This window comes from Winogradskyella eximia, assembly GCF_003386165.1.
GTDB classification, from domain to species: Bacteria; Bacteroidota; Bacteroidia; order Flavobacteriales; family Flavobacteriaceae; genus Winogradskyella; species Winogradskyella eximia.
The window spans coordinates 166,224-188,740 of sequence record NZ_QRDV01000007.1; the positions used below are offsets into that span (position 1 = coordinate 166,224).

The 22,517-nt window shown below is 31.9% G+C and carries 22 protein-coding genes and 1 riboswitch; of the genes, 11 read left to right on the forward strand and 11 right to left on the reverse strand.

From position 1 onward, the window contains the following. Positions 1 to 10: 10 nt before the first annotated feature. Entirely contained in the window at positions 11 to 1,219 is a 1,209-nt protein-coding gene (locus DFQ10_RS14455) for a tetratricopeptide repeat protein (protein ID WP_115818150.1), read from the forward strand. Positions 1,220 to 1,230: 11 nt separating this feature from the next. Beyond that, complete coding sequence (locus DFQ10_RS14460) at positions 1,231 to 1,905, forward strand: SIR2 family NAD-dependent protein deacylase (RefSeq protein WP_115818151.1); 675 nt, start codon at positions 1,231 to 1,233, stop codon at positions 1,903 to 1,905. Positions 1,906 to 1,907: 2 nt separating this feature from the next. On the opposite strand, the gene DFQ10_RS14465 is transcribed toward DFQ10_RS14460, so the two are convergent. Beyond that, on the reverse strand, positions 1,908 to 3,140 hold the full coding sequence (locus DFQ10_RS14465) for a glycosyltransferase (RefSeq protein WP_245940723.1): 1,233 nt from the start codon (positions 3,138 to 3,140) through the stop codon (positions 1,908 to 1,910). Then, positions 3,141 to 3,614: a heme-binding domain-containing protein gene (locus DFQ10_RS14470; RefSeq protein WP_115818152.1), complete on the reverse strand. Its 474-nt coding sequence runs from the start codon at positions 3,612 to 3,614 to the stop codon at positions 3,141 to 3,143. A 38-nt stretch (positions 3,615 to 3,652) separates the two neighbouring features. On the opposite strand from DFQ10_RS14470, the gene DFQ10_RS14475 reads away from it, so the two are divergent. Next, a complete protein-coding gene (locus DFQ10_RS14475) occupies positions 3,653 to 4,216 on the forward strand; it encodes an adenylosuccinate lyase (RefSeq protein ID WP_115818153.1) in 564 nt (187 codons plus the stop codon). A gap of 29 nt (positions 4,217 to 4,245) precedes the next feature. Here DFQ10_RS14475 and DFQ10_RS14480 read toward each other — a convergent pair whose 3' ends face one another. From DFQ10_RS14480 to DFQ10_RS14495, 4 genes are all read right to left on the reverse strand, one after another. Then, positions 4,246 to 5,037: an ABC transporter ATP-binding protein gene (locus tag DFQ10_RS14480; protein WP_245940725.1), complete on the reverse strand. Its 792-nt coding sequence runs from the start codon at positions 5,035 to 5,037 to the stop codon at positions 4,246 to 4,248. Further along, positions 5,037 to 5,660: a hypothetical protein gene (locus DFQ10_RS14485; RefSeq protein ID WP_115818154.1), complete on the reverse strand. Its 624-nt coding sequence runs from the start codon at positions 5,658 to 5,660 to the stop codon at positions 5,037 to 5,039. The genes DFQ10_RS14480 and DFQ10_RS14485 overlap by 1 nt, the downstream gene beginning before the upstream one ends. A gap of 13 nt (positions 5,661 to 5,673) precedes the next feature. Continuing rightward, on the reverse strand, positions 5,674 to 6,696 hold the full coding sequence (locus DFQ10_RS14490) for a FecCD family ABC transporter permease (RefSeq protein WP_115818155.1): 1,023 nt from the start codon (positions 6,694 to 6,696) through the stop codon (positions 5,674 to 5,676). A 94-nt stretch (positions 6,697 to 6,790) separates the two neighbouring features. Further along, the gene (locus DFQ10_RS14495; protein ID WP_115818156.1) at positions 6,791 to 7,939 is read right to left on the reverse strand and encodes an ABC transporter substrate-binding protein; all 1,149 of its coding nucleotides are present in this window, start codon (positions 7,937 to 7,939) and stop codon (positions 6,791 to 6,793) included. A gap of 201 nt (positions 7,940 to 8,140) precedes the next feature. After that, a riboswitch (cobalamin riboswitch) is annotated at positions 8,141 to 8,403 on the forward strand. Positions 8,404 to 8,434: 31 nt separating this feature from the next. On the opposite strand from DFQ10_RS14495, the gene DFQ10_RS14500 reads away from it, so the two are divergent. Together DFQ10_RS14500 and DFQ10_RS14505 are read left to right on the forward strand one after the other, a co-directional pair. Further along, on the forward strand, positions 8,435 to 10,282 hold the full coding sequence (locus DFQ10_RS14500; RefSeq protein ID WP_115818157.1) for a TonB-dependent receptor plug domain-containing protein: 1,848 nt from the start codon (positions 8,435 to 8,437) through the stop codon (positions 10,280 to 10,282). A 10-nt stretch (positions 10,283 to 10,292) separates the two neighbouring features. Then, positions 10,293 to 11,354, forward strand: a complete 1,062-nt coding sequence (locus DFQ10_RS14505) for a YncE family protein (RefSeq protein WP_115818158.1) — start codon at positions 10,293 to 10,295, stop codon at positions 11,352 to 11,354. Between the two features lie 81 nt (positions 11,355 to 11,435). Here the strand turns inward: DFQ10_RS14505 and DFQ10_RS14510 are convergent, their stop codons facing one another. Then, on the reverse strand, positions 11,436 to 12,872 hold the full coding sequence (locus tag DFQ10_RS14510) for a S41 family peptidase (RefSeq protein WP_245940727.1): 1,437 nt from the start codon (positions 12,870 to 12,872) through the stop codon (positions 11,436 to 11,438). A 169-nt stretch (positions 12,873 to 13,041) separates the two neighbouring features. Between DFQ10_RS14510 and DFQ10_RS14515 the strand changes: the two genes are divergently transcribed. Genes DFQ10_RS14515 through DFQ10_RS14530 form a run of 4 tightly spaced genes read left to right on the forward strand, consistent with a single transcriptional unit; the run spans position 13,042 to position 15,191 of the window. Then, the gene (locus DFQ10_RS14515) at positions 13,042 to 13,551 is read left to right on the forward strand and encodes an RNA polymerase sigma factor (RefSeq protein WP_115818243.1); all 510 of its coding nucleotides are present in this window, start codon (positions 13,042 to 13,044) and stop codon (positions 13,549 to 13,551) included. Further along, entirely contained in the window at positions 13,532 to 14,029 is a 498-nt protein-coding gene (locus DFQ10_RS14520) for a hypothetical protein (RefSeq protein WP_245940728.1), read from the forward strand. Before DFQ10_RS14515 ends, DFQ10_RS14520 begins: the two co-directional genes overlap by 20 nt. A gap of 39 nt (positions 14,030 to 14,068) precedes the next feature. Beyond that, positions 14,069 to 14,641 carry a DUF4252 domain-containing protein gene (locus DFQ10_RS14525; protein WP_115818159.1) on the forward strand — a complete coding sequence of 191 codons (573 nt, stop codon included), beginning with the start codon at positions 14,069 to 14,071 and terminating at the stop codon, positions 14,639 to 14,641. A gap of 4 nt (positions 14,642 to 14,645) precedes the next feature. Continuing rightward, positions 14,646 to 15,191 carry a DUF4252 domain-containing protein gene (locus DFQ10_RS14530; protein ID WP_115818160.1) on the forward strand — a complete coding sequence of 182 codons (546 nt, stop codon included), beginning with the start codon at positions 14,646 to 14,648 and terminating at the stop codon, positions 15,189 to 15,191. 83 nt (positions 15,192 to 15,274) lie between these two features. On the opposite strand, the gene DFQ10_RS14535 is transcribed toward DFQ10_RS14530, so the two are convergent. Both DFQ10_RS14535 and purB read right to left on the reverse strand, forming a co-directional pair. Then, the gene (locus tag DFQ10_RS14535; protein ID WP_115818161.1) at positions 15,275 to 15,502 is read right to left on the reverse strand and encodes a hypothetical protein; all 228 of its coding nucleotides are present in this window, start codon (positions 15,500 to 15,502) and stop codon (positions 15,275 to 15,277) included. Between the two features lie 12 nt (positions 15,503 to 15,514). Then, entirely contained in the window at positions 15,515 to 16,858 is a 1,344-nt protein-coding gene (purB, locus tag DFQ10_RS14540; RefSeq protein WP_115818162.1) for an adenylosuccinate lyase, read from the reverse strand. 247 nt (positions 16,859 to 17,105) lie between these two features. On the opposite strand from purB, the gene rmuC reads away from it, so the two are divergent. Together rmuC and DFQ10_RS14550 are read left to right on the forward strand one after the other, a co-directional pair. After that, positions 17,106 to 18,497, forward strand: a complete 1,392-nt coding sequence (rmuC, locus tag DFQ10_RS14545) for a DNA recombination protein RmuC (RefSeq protein WP_115818163.1) — start codon at positions 17,106 to 17,108, stop codon at positions 18,495 to 18,497. A gap of 61 nt (positions 18,498 to 18,558) precedes the next feature. Continuing rightward, entirely contained in the window at positions 18,559 to 19,098 is a 540-nt protein-coding gene (locus DFQ10_RS14550; RefSeq protein ID WP_115818164.1) for an acyl-CoA thioesterase, read from the forward strand. Positions 19,099 to 19,147: 49 nt separating this feature from the next. Here DFQ10_RS14550 and DFQ10_RS14555 read toward each other — a convergent pair whose 3' ends face one another. Further along, entirely contained in the window at positions 19,148 to 19,531 is a 384-nt protein-coding gene (locus tag DFQ10_RS14555) for a T9SS type A sorting domain-containing protein (protein WP_115818165.1), read from the reverse strand. Positions 19,532 to 19,607: 76 nt separating this feature from the next. Beyond that, positions 19,608 to 22,463 (reverse strand): carbamoyl-phosphate synthase large subunit, encoded by a 2,856-nt coding sequence (gene carB, locus DFQ10_RS14560; protein WP_115818166.1) that lies wholly within the window; start codon positions 22,461 to 22,463, stop codon positions 19,608 to 19,610. Positions 22,464 to 22,517: the final 54 nt, after the last annotated feature.

Genomic DNA, 22,517 nt, shown 5'->3' on the forward strand with positions numbered 1-22,517 from the left:
TTGCAAAACTATGAAATTTAACACTACTATTTTTTTACTGCTTTTTATAATATGTAACTATCAAATAAGCTACTCGCAAGACACAGAACAACCTTGCTCTTGCCTTCTACTAAAGGAATCTGAGGAAAATGATGAAAAAGTGATTGAGTTAGCAGAATATATTGAAACGTCATTCCATAATCTAAGTTCAGATGCTTTTAATGAAAAGTTTGATGTACCATCGTTTTTAAATTCTATAATTGACCATAAACAAATAGATAAAGGAGATGGTTTTACTAGAGGTTACATTGAAGGCATATCGAGCACAGGGAAAAAACTCTCTCAACAAATAACAAGCTCAATAGAAGCTGGTGCTTACTATAACTTAATTAATTACAGATACAATATTGAGGACATGGCTTATTATTTCACCTTTAGATTGTATTCTGATGATATAGGTGTTAATTATCACGATTATAAAGTATGCTCAGATGGAGAACACTTAAAGTTCAATGACATTTATATTTATATCACAGGAGAGCCTTTATCTTCAACATTGCAAAGGATTTTTTTAGTGTCTAAACCACCAGAAGAAAGCCCAAATAGTCCGGCAACAACTGATGCCACAAAGAACATTTTCTATTTTGTAGCATCCAAAAAACTAGCCGAACAAGGGAAACACAAAGAAGCGTATGACAAAATTTCTCAATTAACAGCACCCATGTCTACAGAGAAATTCACACTCTTAATTAAAGCAAATTATGCCAGTTCTTTTGACGACGAATTATATGAAAACACGTTAAAAGAATATGCCGATTTATACCCTCAAGATCCCACCTTATATCTAAAAAAAATCGATTATAATATTATAAAAGGTGATTATAACAAAGCCATACAAAACATAGACAAACTCATTTTTGAAACTGAGGATGATTTTTTAAACCTTATTAAAGCCAACGTATATGTATTAGATAAGGACTACAAAAATGCAGAAATACATTATGATTATATTGTAGAAAATTATCCTGATCTTTTACAAGGCTATATTGGGTATATCATCGCTTTAAATTTTCAAAATAGATTTGAAGAGATTATAGTTGTTATTGAAGACCTCATAGAACAAGGTTATGATAAAGACGCACTTTTAGATTTTTTAGAAGAGAAAGAACCAGATGGCACCAATGAACTTGAAGCATTTGTAAAATCGAAGCTTTATAAAAAGTGGAAACGTAAATCTTAGCATCATTTAACATGAAACATATTGTTGTATTAACAGGAGCTGGTATAAGTGCAGAAAGTGGCATTAAAACATTTAGAGATGCAGATGGACTTTGGGAAGGACATGATGTTATGGAAGTGGCTTCTCCTGAAGGATTTGCACGCAACCCAGAATTAGTCTTAAACTTCTATAACGAAAGACGAAGACAATTAAACGAAGTAGAACCTAACCAAGCACATAAAGACTTGGCAACGCTTGAAAACAATTATAAAGTTACTATAATAACTCAAAACGTAGATGATTTACACGAGCGTGCTGGCAGTACAGAGGTCATTCATTTACATGGCGAACTACGTAAAATAAGAAGTACCCAAAACGAAAATGATATCAAAGTTTGGGAAGAAGATCTTAAGCTCGGTGACACTTGCGAAAAAGGCTATCAACTAAGACCACATATTGTTTGGTTTGGCGAAGCAGTACCTATGATAGAAAAAGCTGTAGAGATTTGTTATACTGCAGATATTCTAGTTATTATTGGTACAAGTATGCAAGTCTATCCTGCAGCAAGTTTAATTGATTATGTGCAACCTAACACTCCCATTTATTACATAGATCCTAAACCTGCAATGAGTAATAATGGAAAAGTAACCGTAATTGCCAAATCGGCTACAGAAGGTATGAAAGAAATGCTAAATTTATTGAGCTAAAGTTATCTATTCTTAGCCTCAATCCACTTACTCATATACTTTGTACTCTGCATTGTTTGGTGTCTTAACAATTGACCAATAAAATTCTTTTCGTGATGTGCTTTTAAATTATGTCTTAGCGAATTTATATGAGCAGAGAATCCTTCTTCAAAATCTAATCGATTAAAACGCTGGTTTAAAGCTTCAAAACCATTCTTTTGTTTTTGTTCCCATATTTCAGAATTAGTAAAAAGTAAAACTGCTTTTTCTGCAAAAGTCTCAGGATCATCTTCAATAAAACCATTCGCATTAAAATCACCAAACATACTTTCAGCTGCAATAGAAGTCATTATAGAAGGTGTACCATTTTGCATGGCATCAATTAATTTGCCTTTAAGTCCTGCTCCATAACGCAAAGATGCTAAGCATACTTTTGCATTTTGTATCACTTCATTTACATCTTCAGCAAAACCTTTTATTAAAAAACCGTCCTTAATATTATTAAGTTGAGTAACTTTTTGTGATTCATAAGCACCATAAATATGTAACTCGGCTTTAGGTAATTGCTTTCTAATTAAAGGCCAAATGGTTTGTTTTAGATATAAAACTGCATCGTAATTTGGCGCATGTAAAAAATTACCAATGGTAATAAAGTGTTGTCTTGCTTCAAAATATGGTAATTGTTTTTTTTCGGTTTCAGAAATTGGTTCTAATAAAAACGGTAAGTAATAAAGTAAGCTTTTATCGATTTTAAATGTTGTTGTTAATAGATCTATTTCAGCTTCAGAGATCATTAAACTTATATCCGAACGATATATGCTTGCTATTTCGCGTTTGGTGATATCGTTTTGCAAATGCGTAATTGAAACCTCTACATTTTGTTTTAAAGCCACTTCCCTAGCCTTTCGTAAACCGTGAAAATCTTCAGTATCTAAAACACGAAGCGCATTTGGGCATTGTTCTGAAACGCGCCAACCATATTGTTCTTCTGACATAAAACGATCAAACAAAACAACATCTGGATTTAAGTTTTTTACAAAGACATCAAAAGAAGAATCATTTAACAGAATGGCTTGTGTATTAATATTAAGACGACTTAAATCAAAGGTATTATTAGACGTATTAGCAGCAGAAGCAAACGTAACGTCATAACCTTGATTCTGAAACTGATCTATCAACTGAAGCATTCTACTGCCAGCCGCAGAACTCTTTGGCTCTGGCCAAACAAAACCAATTACTAATAGTTTTTTATTCAATTATTGAGGCTCTTTTAGAAACACATATTTTAAACGCACTGTTTTTGCCCAAGCCAATACGGCATCTATTTGGTCTTGAGATAGTTTAGCGTCTTCATGCGTCCACGTGTAACTGTCTAAAGGCATTTCTTTTTCTTCAACCATTTCTATCAACTCTTCGAGTTTATGGTCTTTTTTCTTATCCGAGTAATCATTCCATTTAGAGATGTTAAAATGCTTTTTTCCATCATTAACATGCTCATTTAACCAATAATTAACTGGAGTAATATTGTTATACCAAGGATAACGTGTATTATCACTATGGCAATCATTACAAGCCGCTTTTAAAATTAATTTTACATCTTCTGGCGGATTAGTATCTGCATAAAAAGCATCTACAGAAGCCATATCACCTTCATTTTTATCTGGCCCAAAAAATTGAGCAATTATGAACACTACTAAAAGTAGAAGTCCAATTTTTTTGAAAATCTTCATTTTTCACTAATTTAGACCTCTAAATTAATCAATTTCTATTGACTAGAACAGAACTTTATAAGGAATTAAACTACGTAAATCATTCACGAGAGAAGCGATTAAAATATGCTAATCTTGTTATTGACCATCCTGAATTGGTAACACCGTTGCTAGACATTCTTTTTGATGTAGATGATAAAATTTCTTGCAGAGCAGCTTGGGTGTTCGAGTTTATGTGTAAAGAAAAACTAGAAGCTATTATTCCTTTTCTAGATGTATTTACTAAAAACATGTCTAAAGTACACTTAGATCCTGCTGTAAGACCTGTAGCCAAAGTGTGTGAGTATCTTATTAAAGCACATTATTCAAAAACAGACAATGCTATTAAATCACACCTCACCGAAACGCACAAAGAAAGCATTATAGAAGCGTGTTTCGATTGGATGATAAATGACGAAAAAATTGCCCCAAAAGCTTATGCTATGAACAGTTTATTCTTATTAGGCATTGAGTATGATTGGATTCATCCAGAATTGGCAATTATCCTAGAGCGTGATTTTCAGATGCAGAGTTCAGGTTTTAAAGCTAGAGCTCGCCAGATTTTAAAAAAAATTAGAAAATAAAAAAACTAAAGCTATAGGCCAACAGTCAATTACTTTGCCACTCTAAAGCTTCCTGTTTTCTCATCAAAAGCAATTAAATCTTTAGGGAAAAGCGAATTAAAAACACCTTGAGATATTAAATTACAAGGTTGATCGCATACCACTTTATCTTTTTGCATTACAATCATAGTGTCACATAACTGAATGGCTAAATCAATTTCGTGAGACGAAAACAAGATGGTTTTACCAGTTTCTTTAGTTAACTTTTGAAGTAATTTTAAAATGTAGGCTTTGTGATACATATCGAGATGTGTTGTAGGCTCATCTAAAACAATAATTGCGGTATCTTGAGCCAAAGCCCTTGCTATCATTACTTTTTGTAACTGACCATCACTAAGTTCGTAACACTTTTTATCTTTTAAATTTAGAATATTAACGTGTTCTAAAGCATTATTTACCGTAGATACATCTTCTTCAGATAAATTACCAATCCAATTTGTATATGGATGTCTTCCTAACGATACCAACTCAAATACCGACAAGTTTTTAGAAATTAAAGGTTCTGTTAATACAATACTTAATTGTTTGGCTAACTCTATAGTAGAGGTTGAATTTAAATCATTTCCATTAATAGAAATATTTCCATTTAAAGCGGATTGCACTTTAATTAAGGTACGTAATAATGTAGATTTCCCAATACCATTAGCGCCAACTAAACCAATTAGTTGCCCTTTTTCTAATTCGAAATTTATATTTGAAGCCACAACAGTCTCAGCCTTTTTGGTTTTATAACCAATTGAAAGATCCGTTACTTTAACGATGTTGCGCTTATGAGTAGTCACTAATTTATTAATTGATTGGTAATATTATTTTCATTACAGATTGAAATATAATGAATAGCCATTACAATTTGAACATTAGTATTATTTAAATCAAAATCTAAGGTATTATCTGCAATGTAATTTAACATTGATGAATGACTAAAATCTTCAGTCCTTAGAATATTGTTATAGTATTTGTTAACCATTGAGTTATGCTTTGTAGTAAGGCTTAAAAACTCTTTATATTTACCATTAATTTTTGGTGCATAATATTGGTAAGTATCATCGCTATTTCTGCTTCTCTTTTGGGTTTTTGTTTCCCAAATCTCATCGAAGGTAGATTTTGAAACTGAACTAAACAATTTATCTATTTTCTTTGGCTTTACAGACTTAAAACCTTCTGCCTCTAAGTTTACAATTCTATGTCTAAATTCAGTATTAAAATTTTCATCATTAAGACTTAATATATCTTTAATAAAAAAAGTTCTAATGGTTTGTATGTCTTTTATTTCTTGTTTGCTAAAAGTAGATTCAAGTTCTGTAGTCGTTTTGTAAGATTTGCAACCTAATAATAAAAAGGTGCATAGAATAAAAAGATTTTTAACAGTGCTGATCTTCCAGAAATTAAGGGTTTCTAAAGTCATGTTTAAAAAAAATTCAAAACATCATTTTCCGCTGTCTTACTAATAACCAAATCACTACCGGAGCACCAACTAAAGCCGTTATTGCATTAATTGGCAACATATAATCACTCGTTGGGACTTGAGCAATGCTATCGCAAATAAGCATTACAATAGCACCAAATAAAAATACAGCAGGCAATAATATTTTATGATTTGTGGTTTTAAATATTTGCCTAGTTAAATGCGGAATTGCCAAACCGATAAATGCTATAGGGCCAGCAAAAGCGGTTATAGTTCCTGCAATTAAACTTGTGGCGAAGATAATGACGAATCTACTGGATTTCAAAGACAAACCGAGGCTTTTTGCGTAATTATCGCCTAATAATAAGGCATTCAAACCTTTAACCGAAAAAATACTGAGAACAATTCCCACACTATAAATGCAGAAGAAAATCAATAATTCTTCCCAAGATAAATTACTTAAACTACCAAAACCCCAAAAAATATACTGCTGTAATTGTTCTGCAGAACTAAAATAAGACAATACGCTCACAATAGCAGCAGTAATACTTCCAAACATTAAACCTATTATCAGAATTGCCATAGTATCTCTAACTCTACTTGAAACTGCCAAAACAGCCAACAGCACTAAAAAGCTTCCCAAACTTGCAGCAATTACAATACTCCATTTAGATATTAAAACGGTTGCAAATAAACCGCCAAAGAGACCCGAACCTAAAATAACAATGGCAACTCCTAAACTTGCACCAGAGCTAATACCCAAAACAAAAGGGCCTGCTAAAGGATTTCTAAATAACGTTTGCATTAATAGACCAGAAATACCCAAACCCGAACCAACCATAATAGCAGTAATTGCCTTTGGCAATCTTACTTTTGTAATAATAACTTGCCAAGTTTCGTTATCAACAGAACCAAAAAGACTACCCAAAACTTCAGAAAACGGAATACTTACCGAACCCAAACTGATGTTTAGCACAAAACAAAACAGTAAAATTACTGTTAAGATTAGAAAAGGATATGTGTAGTTGGTTTTCAAATTTTATTTAAATATTTTGAAGAACTAAGCATTTTAATTCGTCATCATAGCATCAAAAACATAATCATGTTTCGTCTTTCTAAATACCTTAAATTTATTTTAGTTTCTTAAAAAAATAAGGCTCATAATCACCTAATAATTCTGGATGTGTAATTTTTATTAAATCTTTTAGCACCAAATCTGGTCTTGCTGTTCCTAATTCGTAATACAACACACCTCCTGAGGCACCTGTTGTATTTGCAAATGTATAGATGTTTTTGGTCTTGAACGCTTTAAAATTAGAGTAAAGCGCATTCGCTTTTTCTAATTGTTCCATACTACCATAATACGAAGGACTCAACCAAAATTCGGCATCTTTGGCCTTATCTAAAACCACTTCAAAACTTAACGCTAAACTACCATTTCCGGTGGTTTCACTCCATAAATAATTTACATTAGCATCTTTTAAAAATTGCGCTTCTGCACTAGATCCATTTGGTAAATACCAAACATCTTTATGCATGGCTCCACTTAAAACTGTTGGATTGATTTTAGCTTTTTTTGCAAGGTCTTTAGCTGTTAAATATTCCTTTTCAATGTTATTAAATATAGAATCGGCTTCTTTTTCTTTATTAAAAAGTACACCAAAAAACTTAATCCATTCTGCTTTTGCTAAAGCAGAACCTTCTACCCAATCACCATTATAAATTACAGGAATACCTGCTTTTTTAATGACTTCGAAAGTTTTATTTACACCATCTACACCAAAACCAACAACAACATCTGGATTTAACTCTAAGAGGACTTCGGTATTAATGCCTTCATTTTTTCCTAGTTCTCTTATTTTACCATTATCTATAAGCTGTCTTGTTTTTTCTGAAGACACATAATCGGTTCCTGGAAATCCTATTAAGGATGTTTCTACATTTAATAATTCTAAAGCAGGAATATGTGTTGTAGATGTCACTACTGCTTTTGTGACAGGCGTAATTATTACTCCATCATAATCTGCAGCATTATAAGTGATTTTAGAAGCCTGTTCTTTTGTTAGTAATAAATAAGTATATTTTTTCTCAGCTTTTGGCCAAGCTTTTGTAATCTCTAAAGTTTTGCGATCATTGAATGTGGAAATTTTAAAACCCTCCGCATACTTTAATGTATTATTATGTTCTTCAACTTCTGGAAGTGATCTCACAATACCTTTATCGTCTTTACAACTGATAAAGGATACGGCTAATAATAGTAAGATATAAGTAAATTTCATCTGTAACTTTTGTAACTTTTAAATTGATGATTTATCATTAATTTTGATAAAAATATGACCATGAGAGGCGATTCAAATTTAACATTATATATTGTTGCAGGAATTATTATTGCCCATTTTTTAATCGGCTTTATTTATCTTATCTACAAAATGAATAAGAAAAAGTAACAATTTATCTTATACACGTTGCTTTAAAAGCTTACTTTTACATCGAAATTAGGTTTCATTCTTAAATGAATGGATTAAAAGGGAATCTGGTGAGATAATTATATATCAATTCCAGAACTGTTCCCGCAACTGTAAGTTTTATGCTGTACTTATTTCAGCATCTCTTAAGAGTTGTTACATACTTCAAACCACTGAGAATTAGTGATTGTTGAGCACATCAACATCACATTAATAATCTTGGGAAGGTTATGTAACAAAAAACGAGTCAGGAGACCTGCCAATTTCAAAACAATAAAGTCAAACTTTCGGGATAAAAGTGATTTAAAAATGATACGTGTAATACTCTCTTTTTTATTGCTATTTTTTTATAGCGTTACTAAAGCGCAAATAGCCAATGATTCTATTCAGCGATTAGACGAAGTTGTGCTTAGCGATGTAAAACTAAAGCGCTATGCTAGTGGCTTTAAACTAAAGGTTCTAAATGATTCTTTACTTAAAAAAAACAACAGTTCATTTACAGATATACTTCGATTTAACTCAAATCTATACTTTAAAGAAAATGGTTATGGTATGGTCTCCTCACCTTCATTTAGAGGGACAAATGCTTCTCAAACTGCTGTTATTTGGAATGGCATAAACATTAATTCTCAACTTACAGGTCAAACTGATTTTAACACTATAAACACTACTAATTTTAAAAGTATTGTTATCCGATCTGGTGGAGGATCTGTACAATATGGTAGTGGAGCCGTTGGTGGTAGTATTCATTTAAATAATACTTTAAGTTTTACATCTCACTTTGATAATACAGCAACACTGTCTTATGGAAGCTATGACACTAAAAATGTGAGCTATTTATCCTCTTTTGGTAATGAAAAGCTTTCCCTTAATATAGGATTAAACTATATAGATTCTGAAAACGATTACAAATATCTAAATACAGATGAACGTAATGATAATGGTGCATTTACAAATGGAAGTATCAATGCTAATTTAGGCTATATTCTATCTGAGAAGAATGTACTAAAACTCTATCATCAATCCTTTATTGGTGAGCGTGAGTTTTCTGGCACAGCTTCTACTCGATCTTTAGCTAAATATGAAGACCAAAATTTTAGAACCATGTTAGAGTGGTCTCATTTAGGAAAAAAAGCAAATTCAAAATTAAAAGTAGCACACTTACAAGAGCATTTTAAATATTTTGGAAACCAAAACACCGATAATTATACGTTTGGAAAAGTAAATACTTACCTCATTAATTATACTGCAGATATAGATTTAATAAAGCATTTAAAATTTAAACCCATAGTATCTTATAATTATTACCAAGGCAGCGGAAGTAGTTTTGACGATCCTAACCGAAAAGAATTTTCTACAACAGCTTTATTACTGTATACTCCATCACCTAAATGGTATTATGGTTTCAACTTACGGCAAGATGTAAATTCTAGTTTTGATAGTCCGTTGTTATTTTCTTTTGATGTGGCTTATAACGTTTCAGACGCTTATAAACTAAAATTAAATGGTTCTAAAAATTACCGTGTCCCAACATTTAACGATTTGTATTGGCAACAAGGAGGTAATTTAGATTTAGTTCCAGAAACCTCTTATCAAGTGGATTTAGGCCAAGAATTAACCTATAAAAATGCTAAATTTAATCTTAATGCCTTTTATATAAAAACCACATCTCTTATACAATGGCAACCTAACGGTTCTGACTGGAGTCCTGATAACGTTGATAAAACACAGAATTATGGTATTGAAGCCAGCTTAGATATTACAAAACGCGTCAATGCGCATCAGTTTTCATTACAATCTAATTACGCCTATACAGTTTCAGAAGATTTAGAAACGAATAAGCAACTCATATATGTGCCTTACCATAAAGCAAATATCAATTTGGCTTATGCCTATAAACGTATATCAGTATTTGTTCAGCATTTATATACAGGAGAAGTTTATATAACTCCAGATAACTTATCAGGACCTTTTGACAGTGTAGATGCTTATCAGTTAACCAATTTTGGATGTAATTATCAACTATTAAAAACAAAATCACAACAAATAGATGTAAGCCTAAAAGTTAATAATCTATTTAATACAGCATACGAGAACGTGGCATTTAGACCGATGCCAGATCGTAATTTTAATTTTCAAATTCAATATAAATTTTAAACCAATTACAATGAAAAAAATCATTTTATCAATTTTTGCAATGTCATTATTAATCGTTTCATGTTCTAGCGATGATGATGGAACAACATCAGAGCCTTTGGGTGCTTATGAAGATGGAATTATAGTAAGTGGAGAAGGGTCGTTTTCGTTACCAAGCTCAGTATCATTTATTTCTGAGGATTTAATGACATCAGAAAATCAAATTTATTTTAATGCAAATAATGAAACTACAGGTGGGTATTTGCAATCTATAGGTTTTAATGATGATAAAGCGTATATCGTAGTCCAAGATGGCACAATTAAAGTAGTTAATCGTTATACTTTTGAAAAATTAACTACTATTTCAACAGGCTTATCATTACCTAGATATATTGCTTTTGAGGATAATACCGCTTATGTATCTGATTGGGGAGATCCAAATGATACAACAGATGATTATATTGCTGTTATTGATTTAACTTCTAATACAGTAATCTCTACAATTCCTGTATCTGAAGGTCCTGAACAAATTTTAGAGGAGTCAGATAAGCTTTATGTATCTCATAAAGGTGGTTATAATGTGAATAATGTAATTTCTGTAATTGACACATCAGATAACTCACTAGAAACCATAACAGTTAATGATGTGCCAGATGAAATGTTTATAGATGAATCTGGAGATTTATTAGTTTTAAGTTCTGGTGCAAACCAATATTGGTTAACACCAGCTGTTATAACAGATGCTGCAATAACAAGAATTAATTTAAGTGACAATTCTATAATTTCTAATTTAGAATTTCCATCGGGTGAGCACCCAAGCCTAATGACTTATGAAGATGGTATAGCTTATTATATTTTAAACAATGAAGTATATAGTTTAGTAGATAATGCTACGAGTTTACCAACAACGTCGTTATTTAATATTACTGCAAGCAATGCTTATGGTTTATCTGTTAACGATAATCAATTATTTGTTACAGATGCTGGAGGCTTTGCAGCAAATAGTACTTTATTAGTTTATGATATATCTTCAGGGATAGAAACTAATACGTTTAGTGTTGGTGTAGGTGCTTCAAAAATATATTTCAATTAATAGAATTTTAAATACATATAAAAAGCCGCTTTTTTCAACTTGAAAAAAGCGGCTTTTTTAATTCTAATAATACGTATACAATTAGTCGATATACATATCTTGCTCTAAAGGTGAAATATAATGTTTTACATCTCTTAGCTTATCCCCTTCGTTTACCGCATTAAATGAGCGATCTGCAAAATTCATATTTGCAATAGCAGCTGATAACAAAGGTTCGTTAATATCACCTAAAATTCCAAATGTACTTGGAGATTCTGAAATTTCAATATCAGGAATTAAACCTGTTCCTGGAACTAACTGATCATTTACGTTAGTAGAATTTGCTATCAAAGGTTGCATAGCGTACTTATGGCTAAGGTTTACATTTTCATCAGTAAATAAACTTGGTGAATCGTATACCGTTTGCGAAGCTTGTGTTTTTCCAACGGTGTTTTCACCAATAACAACAACATCAATATATGGTTTTAGACTGTTTATAACCAATTCACTGGCTGAAGCTGTTCTTCTATTGGTAGTTAACACATAAACTCTAGATAAGTTGAGACTATTGATAGTACCACCACCATTAATAGAATTGGTAAAGAGATAATTGGTATCTAAACTCTGTAAGTTTTCATTATGAAAAGTTTTTGAATACACCTCACCTGTAAACTGACCTGTTACCATACTTCCTAAATATGCAGCGGTTTGTACTGAACCTCCTCCATTATATCTTAAATCAATCACCAATTCAGTAACACCAGCAGCACTAAATTCTCCAAAAGCATTATTGAGTTCGTCATTAAAATTAAATGTAAAACCATTATACATTAAATAGCCAATTTTAGTTCCGCTTACATTTAACACCTCAGTTTTATGCACTGGGTTTTCAGTATATGTCATTTTACTTAAACTTGCGCTTTCACCATTTAAAACTACAGTGTCATCTTCAGGCTCTGTAGTACCATTGTTATCATAGTCTGCAAAATTTAAAGTAAAAGAATCTTGGTAAATTGCATCACCTAAGTCATCAATACTACCTAATGTTAATGGTTCACCATTGACTCCTCTAAATATTTGTCCACGCTCTAAACCTAAGTTATCTGCAACGCTATTATTTAAAACCAACGTTATAGCACCAAAAATTTCAGAACTACTGCCTGGTACATAATAAAAATTAAATTCTACTCCTGTACTTAAGGATGTACCACCTAAAGAATTCTGTAATTCATAATAATTATCAGTTATTCTACTAAACCTATCAACATTTTCAGCATCATATTTTAGAGATTCAAATAATACTTCTGGACTTTCAAATCCGTTTAAATACTCTTGGTACTCTGTATTGGAAGCAAAATTATCATCTGCTAAAGCAATAACTTCAGGTTTGTATAGATAAACATAATTCATTCCTTTCCAAACAAAATCATTAATTTCTAATGTGGAAGCAGGAATTATATTATCATCCAAATCATCAAAACAGCTTGTAAATGAAAAACCTACAAGGCATGTAAGTAGTAAAATCTTTATTTTTCTCATGGTAATAGTGTTCTTTTTTAGATAGCAATGTTTCACTTTCAGTAGTAAAACTATAAATTTACTTACAATATTGTAAAAAACACAGAAATCTTTGTAACAAAAGATAAAGTGACTCGTCGTAATAATGAAGGCGAATAATAATCAACTTCACCAACCAACCAAAAAAGTAATGAAGCAGGCAGATTTTGTAAATATCGTTATGCCTTTTAAGGATAAAGTGTTTCGTTTAGCAAAACGACTACTCGTTTCTAGAGAAGAAGCGGAAGATGCTACACAAGAAATACTGTTGAAATTATGGAAGAATAATAAAAAAATTGAAGACTATAAAAATGTAGAAGCGTTTTCAATGACCATGACAAAGAATTTTTGTTTAGATCGATTAAAATCGAAACAAGCACAGAATTTAAAAATTGTTCACAGTAATTATACGGATAGTAATTCATCATTACAAAAACAAGTTGAAGCAAAAGATAGTGTGGATTGGGTTTCTAAAATAATGGAAGACCTACCAGAGCAACAAAAAATAATAGTGCAATTAAGAGATATTGAAGAATATGATTTCGCAGAAATAGCAAAAATGCTAGACATGAATGAAACAGCGATTAGAGTCAATTTATCTAGAGCACGAAAAACAATAAGAGAAAAATTAACTAATACACATGGATATGGTATTAAATAATATAGAAAAACTAATAGAAAAGTATAACAATGCCGAGACCACGCTTAAAGAAGAAGCGCAATTAAAAGCATACTTCTTAAGTGATGATGTGGCAGCACATTTAGAGCATTACAAACCAATGTTTCAATACTTTTCAGAATCAAAAAAAGAGCAGTACACCAAAGACGTTCCATTAAACACTAAAAAAACAAAACTGTATCAATGGATTTCTGTCGCAGCTGTGGCTGTTTTAATGCTAGGTATCTTTATTCCTAATTGGGATAGAGGACCAAAAACTCTAGCGGATTATTCGCCAGAGGAACAGGAAATGTATTTGGAAGCAAAACAAGCTTTAGCTATGCTTTCAAGTAATTTAAATGATGGAGTATCAAGTTTTAAAGTCATGGAATTAGCATCAGATAGTTTTAGTGCCGGACTTGAAAAAGCCAATCACATTACAGAATTTAGTAAATCAACAAACAAATTATTAAAGAATTAAAAAAAGAAAAATTTAAAACGAAAATTAAAACAAGAAATTATGAAAAAAATAATAGTAATAGTAGCAGTAATGTTAATGTCGGTAAACGGATTTAGTCAAAGTGTATTTGATAAATTTGAAGACCAAGAAGGTGTAGCATCGGTTATTCTTAATGGCAAAATGTTTAAAATGTTAGCCACAATGGGAATTGACATGGACGACCCTGAAACTAAAGAATATGCTGAAATGGCTAGTAAAATTACGGGCTTTAAAGTATTTACAACTGATGATGCAAAAATATCTGCTGATATGACTGCTACAGTAGCTAAATATTTAAAAACTTCGGCTTTAGAAGAGTTAATGCGTATGAAAGATGGTAACCAAACCGTTAAGTTTTACGTAAAAGAAGGTAAAGACGAAAATCACGTTAAAGAATTATTAATGTTTATTACTGGTCTAAAAGAAATGACAAAAGACCAAAACATAGAAATTAATGGCAAAAAACGTGAGTTTGAAACCGTAGTAATGACTTTAACTGGTGATATAGACCTAAGACAAGTGTCTAAAATTACAAATCAAATGGATATTCCAGGTGGTGAGCAGTTAAAGAAAGCTGGAGACAAGAAAAACTAAAACCATGATACAATCAATCAAAAAATCAGTAGTAGTGTTGTTTTTGGTTGCCGCTTTTACAAGCTGCAACCAAGGACCAACATTGCAAACCTATTATGTAGATAACGAATTAAAGCCTGGCTTTGCTTCGTTTGATGTACCAACGAGTTTTGTTAATGTTGAAAACATAAACATGACCGAGGAACAGAAAGAAGCTTATAATTCTGTAGATAAATTAAATGTACTCACATTTATGAAAGCAGATACAGATGCAGAAGATTATAAACTAGAATTAGAAAAGGTAAAAACCATATTAAAAGACCCTAAATACGAAGAACTTATACGTGGAGGAAACTCTACAGACGGAAAATTTGTTGTAAAGTTTTTAGGAGATATTGAAAACATTGATGAACTCATCATTTTTGGAAGTGCCAATAACAAAGGCTTCATGATTGCCAGAATTCTAGGTGATGATATGAATGCTTCTAAGTTAATGTCTTTAAGTTCTGTTTTAGAAAATGCCAAATTTGAAGATACTGATCTTAATGGTCTAACTGACTTTTTTAAGTAATCAAAACAAATAACAGGCTTAGTAAAGCTTAAATCTCAATTATTGAGTAAAGAAATTTAAATAAACTGATCGTTATTTAAATGTTAATGTAAATCGTCTTGAAGCTCGTCTTCAGGACGATTTTTTTTAGATTCATTTTTAAATGCAAAAATTAAAGCAGCAACAAATAATGCACTAAAACCTAAAAACAACATTGCTTTTACTATAACATAATCAAGAACGTCAAACAAACCTGAAATAAACAAACCCAATGCCAATACAGTCACACAAATTAATGCAATAGCGTCTTTGGTCGTTGGTATTAGTTTCACAATTATAATATTTTAAATGCCAGTGTAATTACTTGGTGTTATCACTTTTAGTTCAGACTTAATTGCGTCGGAAACCTCTAAGGTATCAATAAAATTTGAAATAGAACTTTGAGTAATCGCCTCGTTTGTTCTCGTTAATCCTTTTAAAGCTTCATAAGGATTAGGGTAGCTTTCACGTCTTAAAATGGTCTGAATGGCTTCTGCCACTACAGCCCAATTGTTTTCAAGGTCTTGTGCAAACTTAGGCTCATTCAATAATAATTTACCTAAACCTTTCATGGTTGATTTAAAACCAATAATGGTATGTCCAAATGGCACACCTACATTTCTTAAAACGGTACTGTCTGTTAAATCACGTTGTAATCTTGAAAGCGGTAATTTGGCAGACAGATGCTCAAAAATAGCATTTGCTATACCTAAGTTTCCTTCACTATTTTCAAAATCAATAGGATTTACCTTATGTGGCATTGCAGAACTACCTACTTCACCCTTTTTAATTTTCTGCTTAAAGTAATCCATAGACACATAAGTCCAAATGTCTCTATCCAAATCAATAATAATGGTATTAATACGTTTTAGTCCATCAAACAAAGCAGCTACGTGATCGTAATGTTCTATTTGAGTGGTTGGAAAAGAATGATGTAAGCCTAATCTTTCTTGCACAAATTTAGTTCCAAAAGCCTTCCAGTCTATATTTGGATAAGCTACTTTATGCGCATTAAAATTACCAGTTGCGCCACCAAATTTTGCTGCACTTGGCACATCATTTAGTAAATTAAATTGTTCTTTTAGTCTTACCGCAAACACGTCTATTTCTTTTCCTAAACGGGTTGGAGATGCTGGCTGACCATGTGTTCTAGCTAACATTGGGATATGTGCCCAATCTTTTGCTAAACTTTCTATTTTTTCTAATAATGATGTATATTCAGGAACATAAACATCATTCATAGCATCCTTAATACTTAAAGGAATTGCTGTATTATTAATATCTTGTGAGGTCAACCCAAAGTGGATAAACTCTTTGTAAGCCGAAAGCCCTAAAGCATCAAATTTTTCTTTAATAAAATATTCAACCGCTTTTACATCGTGATTGGTCACTTTCTCAATGTCCTTAATCGCAGTAGCATCTTCAGCATTAAAGTTTTTATAAATCGCTCTTAAGTCTTCAAAAACAGAACTCGAAACCGACTTTAATTGTGGTAATGGTATTTCACATAACGCAATAAAATATTCAATCTCTACCAAAACACGATATTTTATCAGTGCTTCTTCCGAAAAATAATCTTTTAATTTTTCTACTTTAGATCGGTATCTACCATCAATTGGTGAAATTGCATTAAGAGGTGAAAGTGCCATTTTGTTTGATTTTTTTGAAGCATCAAATATAGCAAAGTAAGTTAAGAGTTAATAGTTATAGGTTAAGAGATTTTTAAAGTTTTTACGGTTACATCGCTATTAATTATTGACTGTTGCTCATAGGTTTTTAAATTTAGGGACTCAGCATATTTTATCAATTTTAAATTTAATAACTAACATCAAGATGTAACTTTTCGCTACAATCTTCAAGTGAAAAATGTATCTTTGATAAATTTCTATTTTAAACATGAACGACACCATAATTCTCATCCTTGTTATTTTCATTTCCGCAGGAATTGGAGCTTTTATTGGACTTAAATTTTCGCAATTAAAAAGTAAAAGTGACAAAAGCACCTTAGAAGAGCGCAACGCTAATCTGCAACAACAGTTTAATGAATTCAAACAATTTTCTGAAGCTGAAAATCAAAAACAAGATCAGTATTTTAATCAGTCGTTAAATGAATTAAAAGAAAGTATTTCTAAAATTGAAATTGAACGAGAAAATATCAGGAAAGAAAAGGATTTTTTAAGCACTGAATTATCTCGAAGAAATACAGAATTTGAAAATCTTCAGCAGCAAAATCTCAAAAGAGATGAAGCAATGGCGGAGCAACAAATTCAGCTACGAAAAGATTTTGAATTGATGGCTTCTAAAATATTAGATGAAAAGTCTGAAAAATTTACACTTCAAAATAAAGAGAATATAAAAAACATCTTAAATCCGTTGCAGGAAAAAATTCAACTCTTTGAGAAAAAAGTTGATGATACCCAAAAGGAAAGTATTAGCATGCACTCTGCTTTAAAAGAGCAATTATTAGGCCTTAAAGACCTTAACTTGCAAATGAGTAAAGAAGCTACAAATCTAACTAGAGCTTTAAAAGGTGATAGTAAAATGCAAGGTAATTGGGGCGAATTAGTTCTAGAGCGTGTGTTAGAAAAATCTGGACTAGAAAAAGATAGAGAGTATTTTGTACAGCAAAATTTTCAGCGTGAGGATGGCTCTCGTGTTATGCCAGATGTGGTATTACACCTTCCAGATTCTAAAAAAATGATTATAGATTCTAAAGTGTCACTAACAGATTATGAACGTATGGTTAATGCGGACGATGATGATAGAGCATTGTATTTAAAGGCGCATGTTAATTCCATAAAAAGACATGTCGATCAATTATCTGCAAAGAATTATCAAGATTTATATGATATTGAATCACCAGATTTTGTGCTAATGTTTATTCCAATTGAACCTGCTTTTGCTGTTGCCATCAATGAAGATAATTCATTATATAATAAAGCTTTTGAACAGAATATTGTTATTGTAACACCTTCTACCCTTTTAGCAACATTGCGTACAATAGATAGTATGTGGAACAATGAAAAGCAACAACAAAATGCCTTAGAAATTGCAAAACAAGCTGGTGCACTTTACGATAAGTTTGAAGGTTTGGTTACCGATTTAACTGGTGTTGGTAAAAAAATTGATGCCGCAAAAGGTGATTATTCTGCCGCAATGAATAAATTAGTGAGTGGAAATGGTAATCTTATTTCTCGAGTTGAAAGAATAAAAAAATTGGGTGCCAAAGCAAAAAAAGCATTACCAGAAAGCTTTATTAAGCGCGCAATGGACGATGAATTAGAGTAATCTATTCATTATCGTAGTATCATCTAAATAACTAACTCGCTATACTTAAACTCTAATAATTATGTTTAAAACCACTGAAGATTCTAGAATACAGATTTCAGAATTAATGAAACCATCTCATGCTAATTTTGGAGGCAAAATTCATGGTGGTTATATTTTGAGTTTAATGGATAACGTGGCATTTGCTTGTGCGTCTAAACATTCTCGTAGTTATTGTGTTACAGCATCTGTTAATAAGGTAAACTTCTTAAATCCAATAGAAGTTGGAGAGTTAGTGACGATGAAAGCTTCTGTAAACTATGTCGGCAAATCGTCTATGGTAGTTGGTATAAGAGTAGAATCTGAGAATATTAGAACAGGTGAAACAAAACATTGCAATTCGTCTTACTTCATTATGGTTGCTGTTGATGAAGAAGGAAATAAAGTAACTGTACCTGGTTTAATACTAACCAATAAATTGTCTGCAAAGCGCTTTATTAAATCTATAATAAGACGCGATAGCGATATTAAAAGAAGTAAGGATTTACATCAACTTTATAAAAACGTAGAGGATCACTTAGAGCAACTCAAAGATTATCGCGTTAAAATTGATTTTAAATAAAAAAAGCTGCTTCATTTCTGAAACAGCTTTCTCACTTTTTTTTAAACACTTATTGCTTAATAAATCGTTTGGTCTGAGATTCATTTTCATTTGACACCTTTACAAGATATACTCCTGTTTTCCAATTAGAGACATCTACTGATGCTGATAATTGGGAAATGGTACTTTTATGAATGCGTTTCCCAAGGACATCAAACACCTCAAGCGTCATATTTTCTGATGCTTTTGGTAATTTAATATTTAGCTTGTTTTTTGAAGGATTTGGCGAAATCTTAAAAGTATCGTCTTGAAATCTATTCAAATTTGTATCTAAATCATAGATAGAAACAACATCGTCACCCAAGCTTGCATCATCAAACAGATGTGCTGAACCATGCGCAAACACAGTGCTAAAAGTGAATATGGTTATAAGTCCGAGTAATATTTTTTTCATATAATTTGGGTATTCTTAAAACTAAGTTAGTAAATATTAATTAATTCTACTTACCGTTCATCGAAAACTATGCCAATTACTTACTCAAATACATTTTTCTTCTCGCATATAGATCATAAAACTGATCGTCCTTTAAACTATCAATAAATAAAATACTTTCACCTGTACTTTTCATTTCCGGTCCTAATTGTTTATTTACATTAGGAAACTTATTGAACGAGAACACAGGTTGCTTAATAGCATAACCTTCTAATTGTGGATTAAAGTTAAAATCAGTTACTTTTTTCTCACCTAACATTACTTTAGTAGCATAGTTTACATAAGGTTCCTTGTAAGCTTTTGCAATAAATGGCACTGTACGAGATGCTCTTGGATTGGCTTCAATAATGTATACTAATTCATCTTTAATAGCGAACTGAATATTAATTAATCCAACCGTATTTAATGCTCTTGCAATAGTATGTGTATGATCTTTTATTTGCTGCATTACCAATTCACCTAAGTTAAATGGTGGCAACGTTGCATTACTATCGCCTGAGTGAATACCACATGGTTCTATGTGCTCCATAATACCAATAATATAAACATTACCATCTGCATCACAAATTGCATCTGCTTCGGCTTCAATAGCACCATCTAAATAATGATCTAATAATAATTTATTTCCTGGAATGGATTTTAATAAATCAATAACATGAGATTCTAACTCCTGCTTATTAATTACAATTTTCATCCCTTGGCCACCAAGTACGTAAGAAGGTCTTACTAAAATAGGAAAATCTAAAACATCTGCAATCGCTAATGCTTCATCTGCAGATTCTGCAACATCAAACTCAGGATAAGGAATATTGTGCTCCTTTAAAATGTTTGAAAAACTTCCTCTATCTTCTGCTAAATCGAGAGATTTAAAGCTAGTTCCCATTATCTTAACTCCCCATTTTTCTAACTTCTCGGCAAGTTTCAATGCTGTTTGTCCACCTAATTGAACAATAACACCTTCTGGTTTTTCATGCTGAATAATATCATAGATATGTTCCCAGAAAACAGGTTCAAAATAAAGCTTATCTGCAATATCAAAATCGGTAGAAACCGTTTCTGGATTACAGTTAATCATAATGGTTTCGTAACCACATTCTGCTGCTGCTAAAACACCATGCACACAACAGTAATCAAACTCAATACCTTGACCAATTCGGTTTGGCCCAGAACCTAAAACGATGATTTTCTTTTTGTCACTTACAACACTCTCGTTTTGCACGTATACTTCACCTTCTGCTGTTTCTACTTCACTTTCAAAAGTTGAATAATAGTATGGTGTTTGTGCTTTAAATTCTGCAGCACAAGTATCTACTAATTTAAAAACACGGTTGATGTTAAGTTCCTTTCTCTTATTATAAACTTGGCTTTCTAAACAACCCAACATGTGAGCAATTTGTCTGTCACCATAGCCTTTTTGTTTCGCTTCGAGTAATAATTCGCGATCAATGTTACTAATATTGAAGGTAGAAATCTCTTTCTGAAGTTGAAATAACTCTTCATATTGCTTTAAAAACCACATGTCAATTTTTGTGATTTCGTGAATTCGACTTAACGGAATTCCGATAGCAACTGCATCATATATTACAAAAACTCTATCCCAACTTGCGTAAGTTAATTTCTCTATAATGGTATCATAATCTGTGTAACCTTTACCGTCTGCACCTAATCCGTTTCTCTTTATTTCTAAGGATTGAGTTGCTTTATGCAATGCTTCTTGGAACGAACGACCTATTGACATTACTTCACCTACAGCTTTCATCTGTAAACCTAAAGTTCTGTCTGAGCCTTCAAACTTATCAAAGTTCCAACGTGGAATCTTAACCACAACGTAATCTAAAGTTGGCTCAAATAATGCTGAAGTTGATTTTGTAATCTGATTATCTAATTCATCTAAATTATAACCAATCGCTAATTTCGCCGCAATTTTAGCAATAGGATAACCTGTTGCTTTACTTGCTAATGCTGAAGAACGTGATACTCTTGGATTAATTTCAATAGCAATAATTTCCTCTTCATCATCCGGACTTACAGCAAACTGCACATTACAACCACCTGCAAAATCACCAATACTACGCATCATATGGATAGCCATATCTCGCATTTTCTGAAACGTCTTGTCAGATAAAGTCATTGCTGGTGCTAGTGTAATGGAATCACCAGTATGAATTCCCATAGGATCCATATTCTCTATTGTACAAATAATAACAACGTTATCATTTTTGTCTCTTAATAACTCTAACTCGTATTCTTTCCAGCCGATTAAAGCTTTATCTATCATAACTTCATGAATTGGAGACACCTCCAAACCATGCGTTAATTTCTTATCGAATTCGTCTTCTTTAAAAACAAAAGATGCACCTTCACCACCTAAAGTATAAGATGCTCTAATTACTAATGGAAAACCAAACTCTTGCGCAATTTCTTTTCCTTTTAAGTAAGATGTTGCTGTTGCTTGAGGTGCCATGCCAACACCAATTTTCAACATTAATTCTCTAAATTTCTCTCTGTCTTCTGTAATATTTATGGCATCAATATCTACACCAATAATATCTACATTAAAATCTTCCCAAATACCTTTTTCGTCTGCTTCAATACACAAATTTAAAGCCGTTTGGCCTCCCATTGTTGGCAGTACAGCATCAATTTGCGGATGCTCTTTTAGAATCTGAATTAAAGATTTAGTTGTCAATGGCAACAAATAAACATGATCTGCCATTGTTGGATCTGTCATGATTGTTGCAGGATTAGAATTGATCAAAATCGTTTCAATTCCGTCTTCTCTTAGTGAGCGTAAAGCTTGAGAACCTGAATAATCAAATTCGCAGGCTTGCCCAATGACAATAGGACCTGAACCAATAAGTAAAATAGATTTTATGCTGTTATTTTTTGGCATGAGAATAATATATTTAGTGTTTTGATAAAAATCTTTATTTATTTCGCTGTGCAA

Excerpts from the sequence above, each read along its gene's own strand:
- DFQ10_RS14505 (WP_115818158.1), top strand. The coding sequence starts at position 10,293 with ATGAAAAAAATCATTTTATCAATTTTTGCAATGTCATTATTAATCGTT.
- carB (WP_115818166.1), bottom strand. The coding sequence starts at position 22,463 with ATGCCAAAAAATAACAGCATAAAATCTATTTTACTTATTGGTTCAGGT.
- DFQ10_RS14555 (WP_115818165.1), bottom strand. The coding sequence starts at position 19,531 with ATGAAAAAAATATTACTCGGACTTATAACCATATTCACTTTTAGCACT.
- DFQ10_RS14510 (WP_245940727.1), bottom strand. The coding sequence starts at position 12,872 with ATGAGAAAAATAAAGATTTTACTACTTACATGCCTTGTAGGTTTTTCA.
- DFQ10_RS14470 (WP_115818152.1), bottom strand. The coding sequence starts at position 3,614 with ATGAAGATTTTCAAAAAAATTGGACTTCTACTTTTAGTAGTGTTCATA.
- DFQ10_RS14500 (WP_115818157.1), top strand. The coding sequence starts at position 8,435 with ATGATACGTGTAATACTCTCTTTTTTATTGCTATTTTTTTATAGCGTT.
- DFQ10_RS14455 (WP_115818150.1), top strand. The coding sequence starts at position 11 with ATGAAATTTAACACTACTATTTTTTTACTGCTTTTTATAATATGTAAC.
- DFQ10_RS14485 (WP_115818154.1), bottom strand. The coding sequence starts at position 5,660 with ATGACTTTAGAAACCCTTAATTTCTGGAAGATCAGCACTGTTAAAAAT.
- DFQ10_RS14515 (WP_115818243.1), top strand. The coding sequence starts at position 13,042 with ATGAAGCAGGCAGATTTTGTAAATATCGTTATGCCTTTTAAGGATAAA.
- DFQ10_RS14495 (WP_115818156.1), bottom strand. The coding sequence starts at position 7,939 with ATGAAATTTACTTATATCTTACTATTATTAGCCGTATCCTTTATCAGT.
- DFQ10_RS14460 (WP_115818151.1), top strand. The coding sequence starts at position 1,231 with ATGAAACATATTGTTGTATTAACAGGAGCTGGTATAAGTGCAGAAAGT.
- purB (WP_115818162.1), bottom strand. The coding sequence starts at position 16,858 with ATGGCACTTTCACCTCTTAATGCAATTTCACCAATTGATGGTAGATAC.
- DFQ10_RS14550 (WP_115818164.1), top strand. The coding sequence starts at position 18,559 with ATGTTTAAAACCACTGAAGATTCTAGAATACAGATTTCAGAATTAATG.
- DFQ10_RS14525 (WP_115818159.1), top strand. The coding sequence starts at position 14,069 with ATGAAAAAAATAATAGTAATAGTAGCAGTAATGTTAATGTCGGTAAAC.
- rmuC (WP_115818163.1), top strand. The coding sequence starts at position 17,106 with ATGAACGACACCATAATTCTCATCCTTGTTATTTTCATTTCCGCAGGA.
- DFQ10_RS14520 (WP_245940728.1), top strand. The coding sequence starts at position 13,532 with ATGGATATGGTATTAAATAATATAGAAAAACTAATAGAAAAGTATAAC.
- DFQ10_RS14530 (WP_115818160.1), top strand. The coding sequence starts at position 14,646 with ATGATACAATCAATCAAAAAATCAGTAGTAGTGTTGTTTTTGGTTGCC.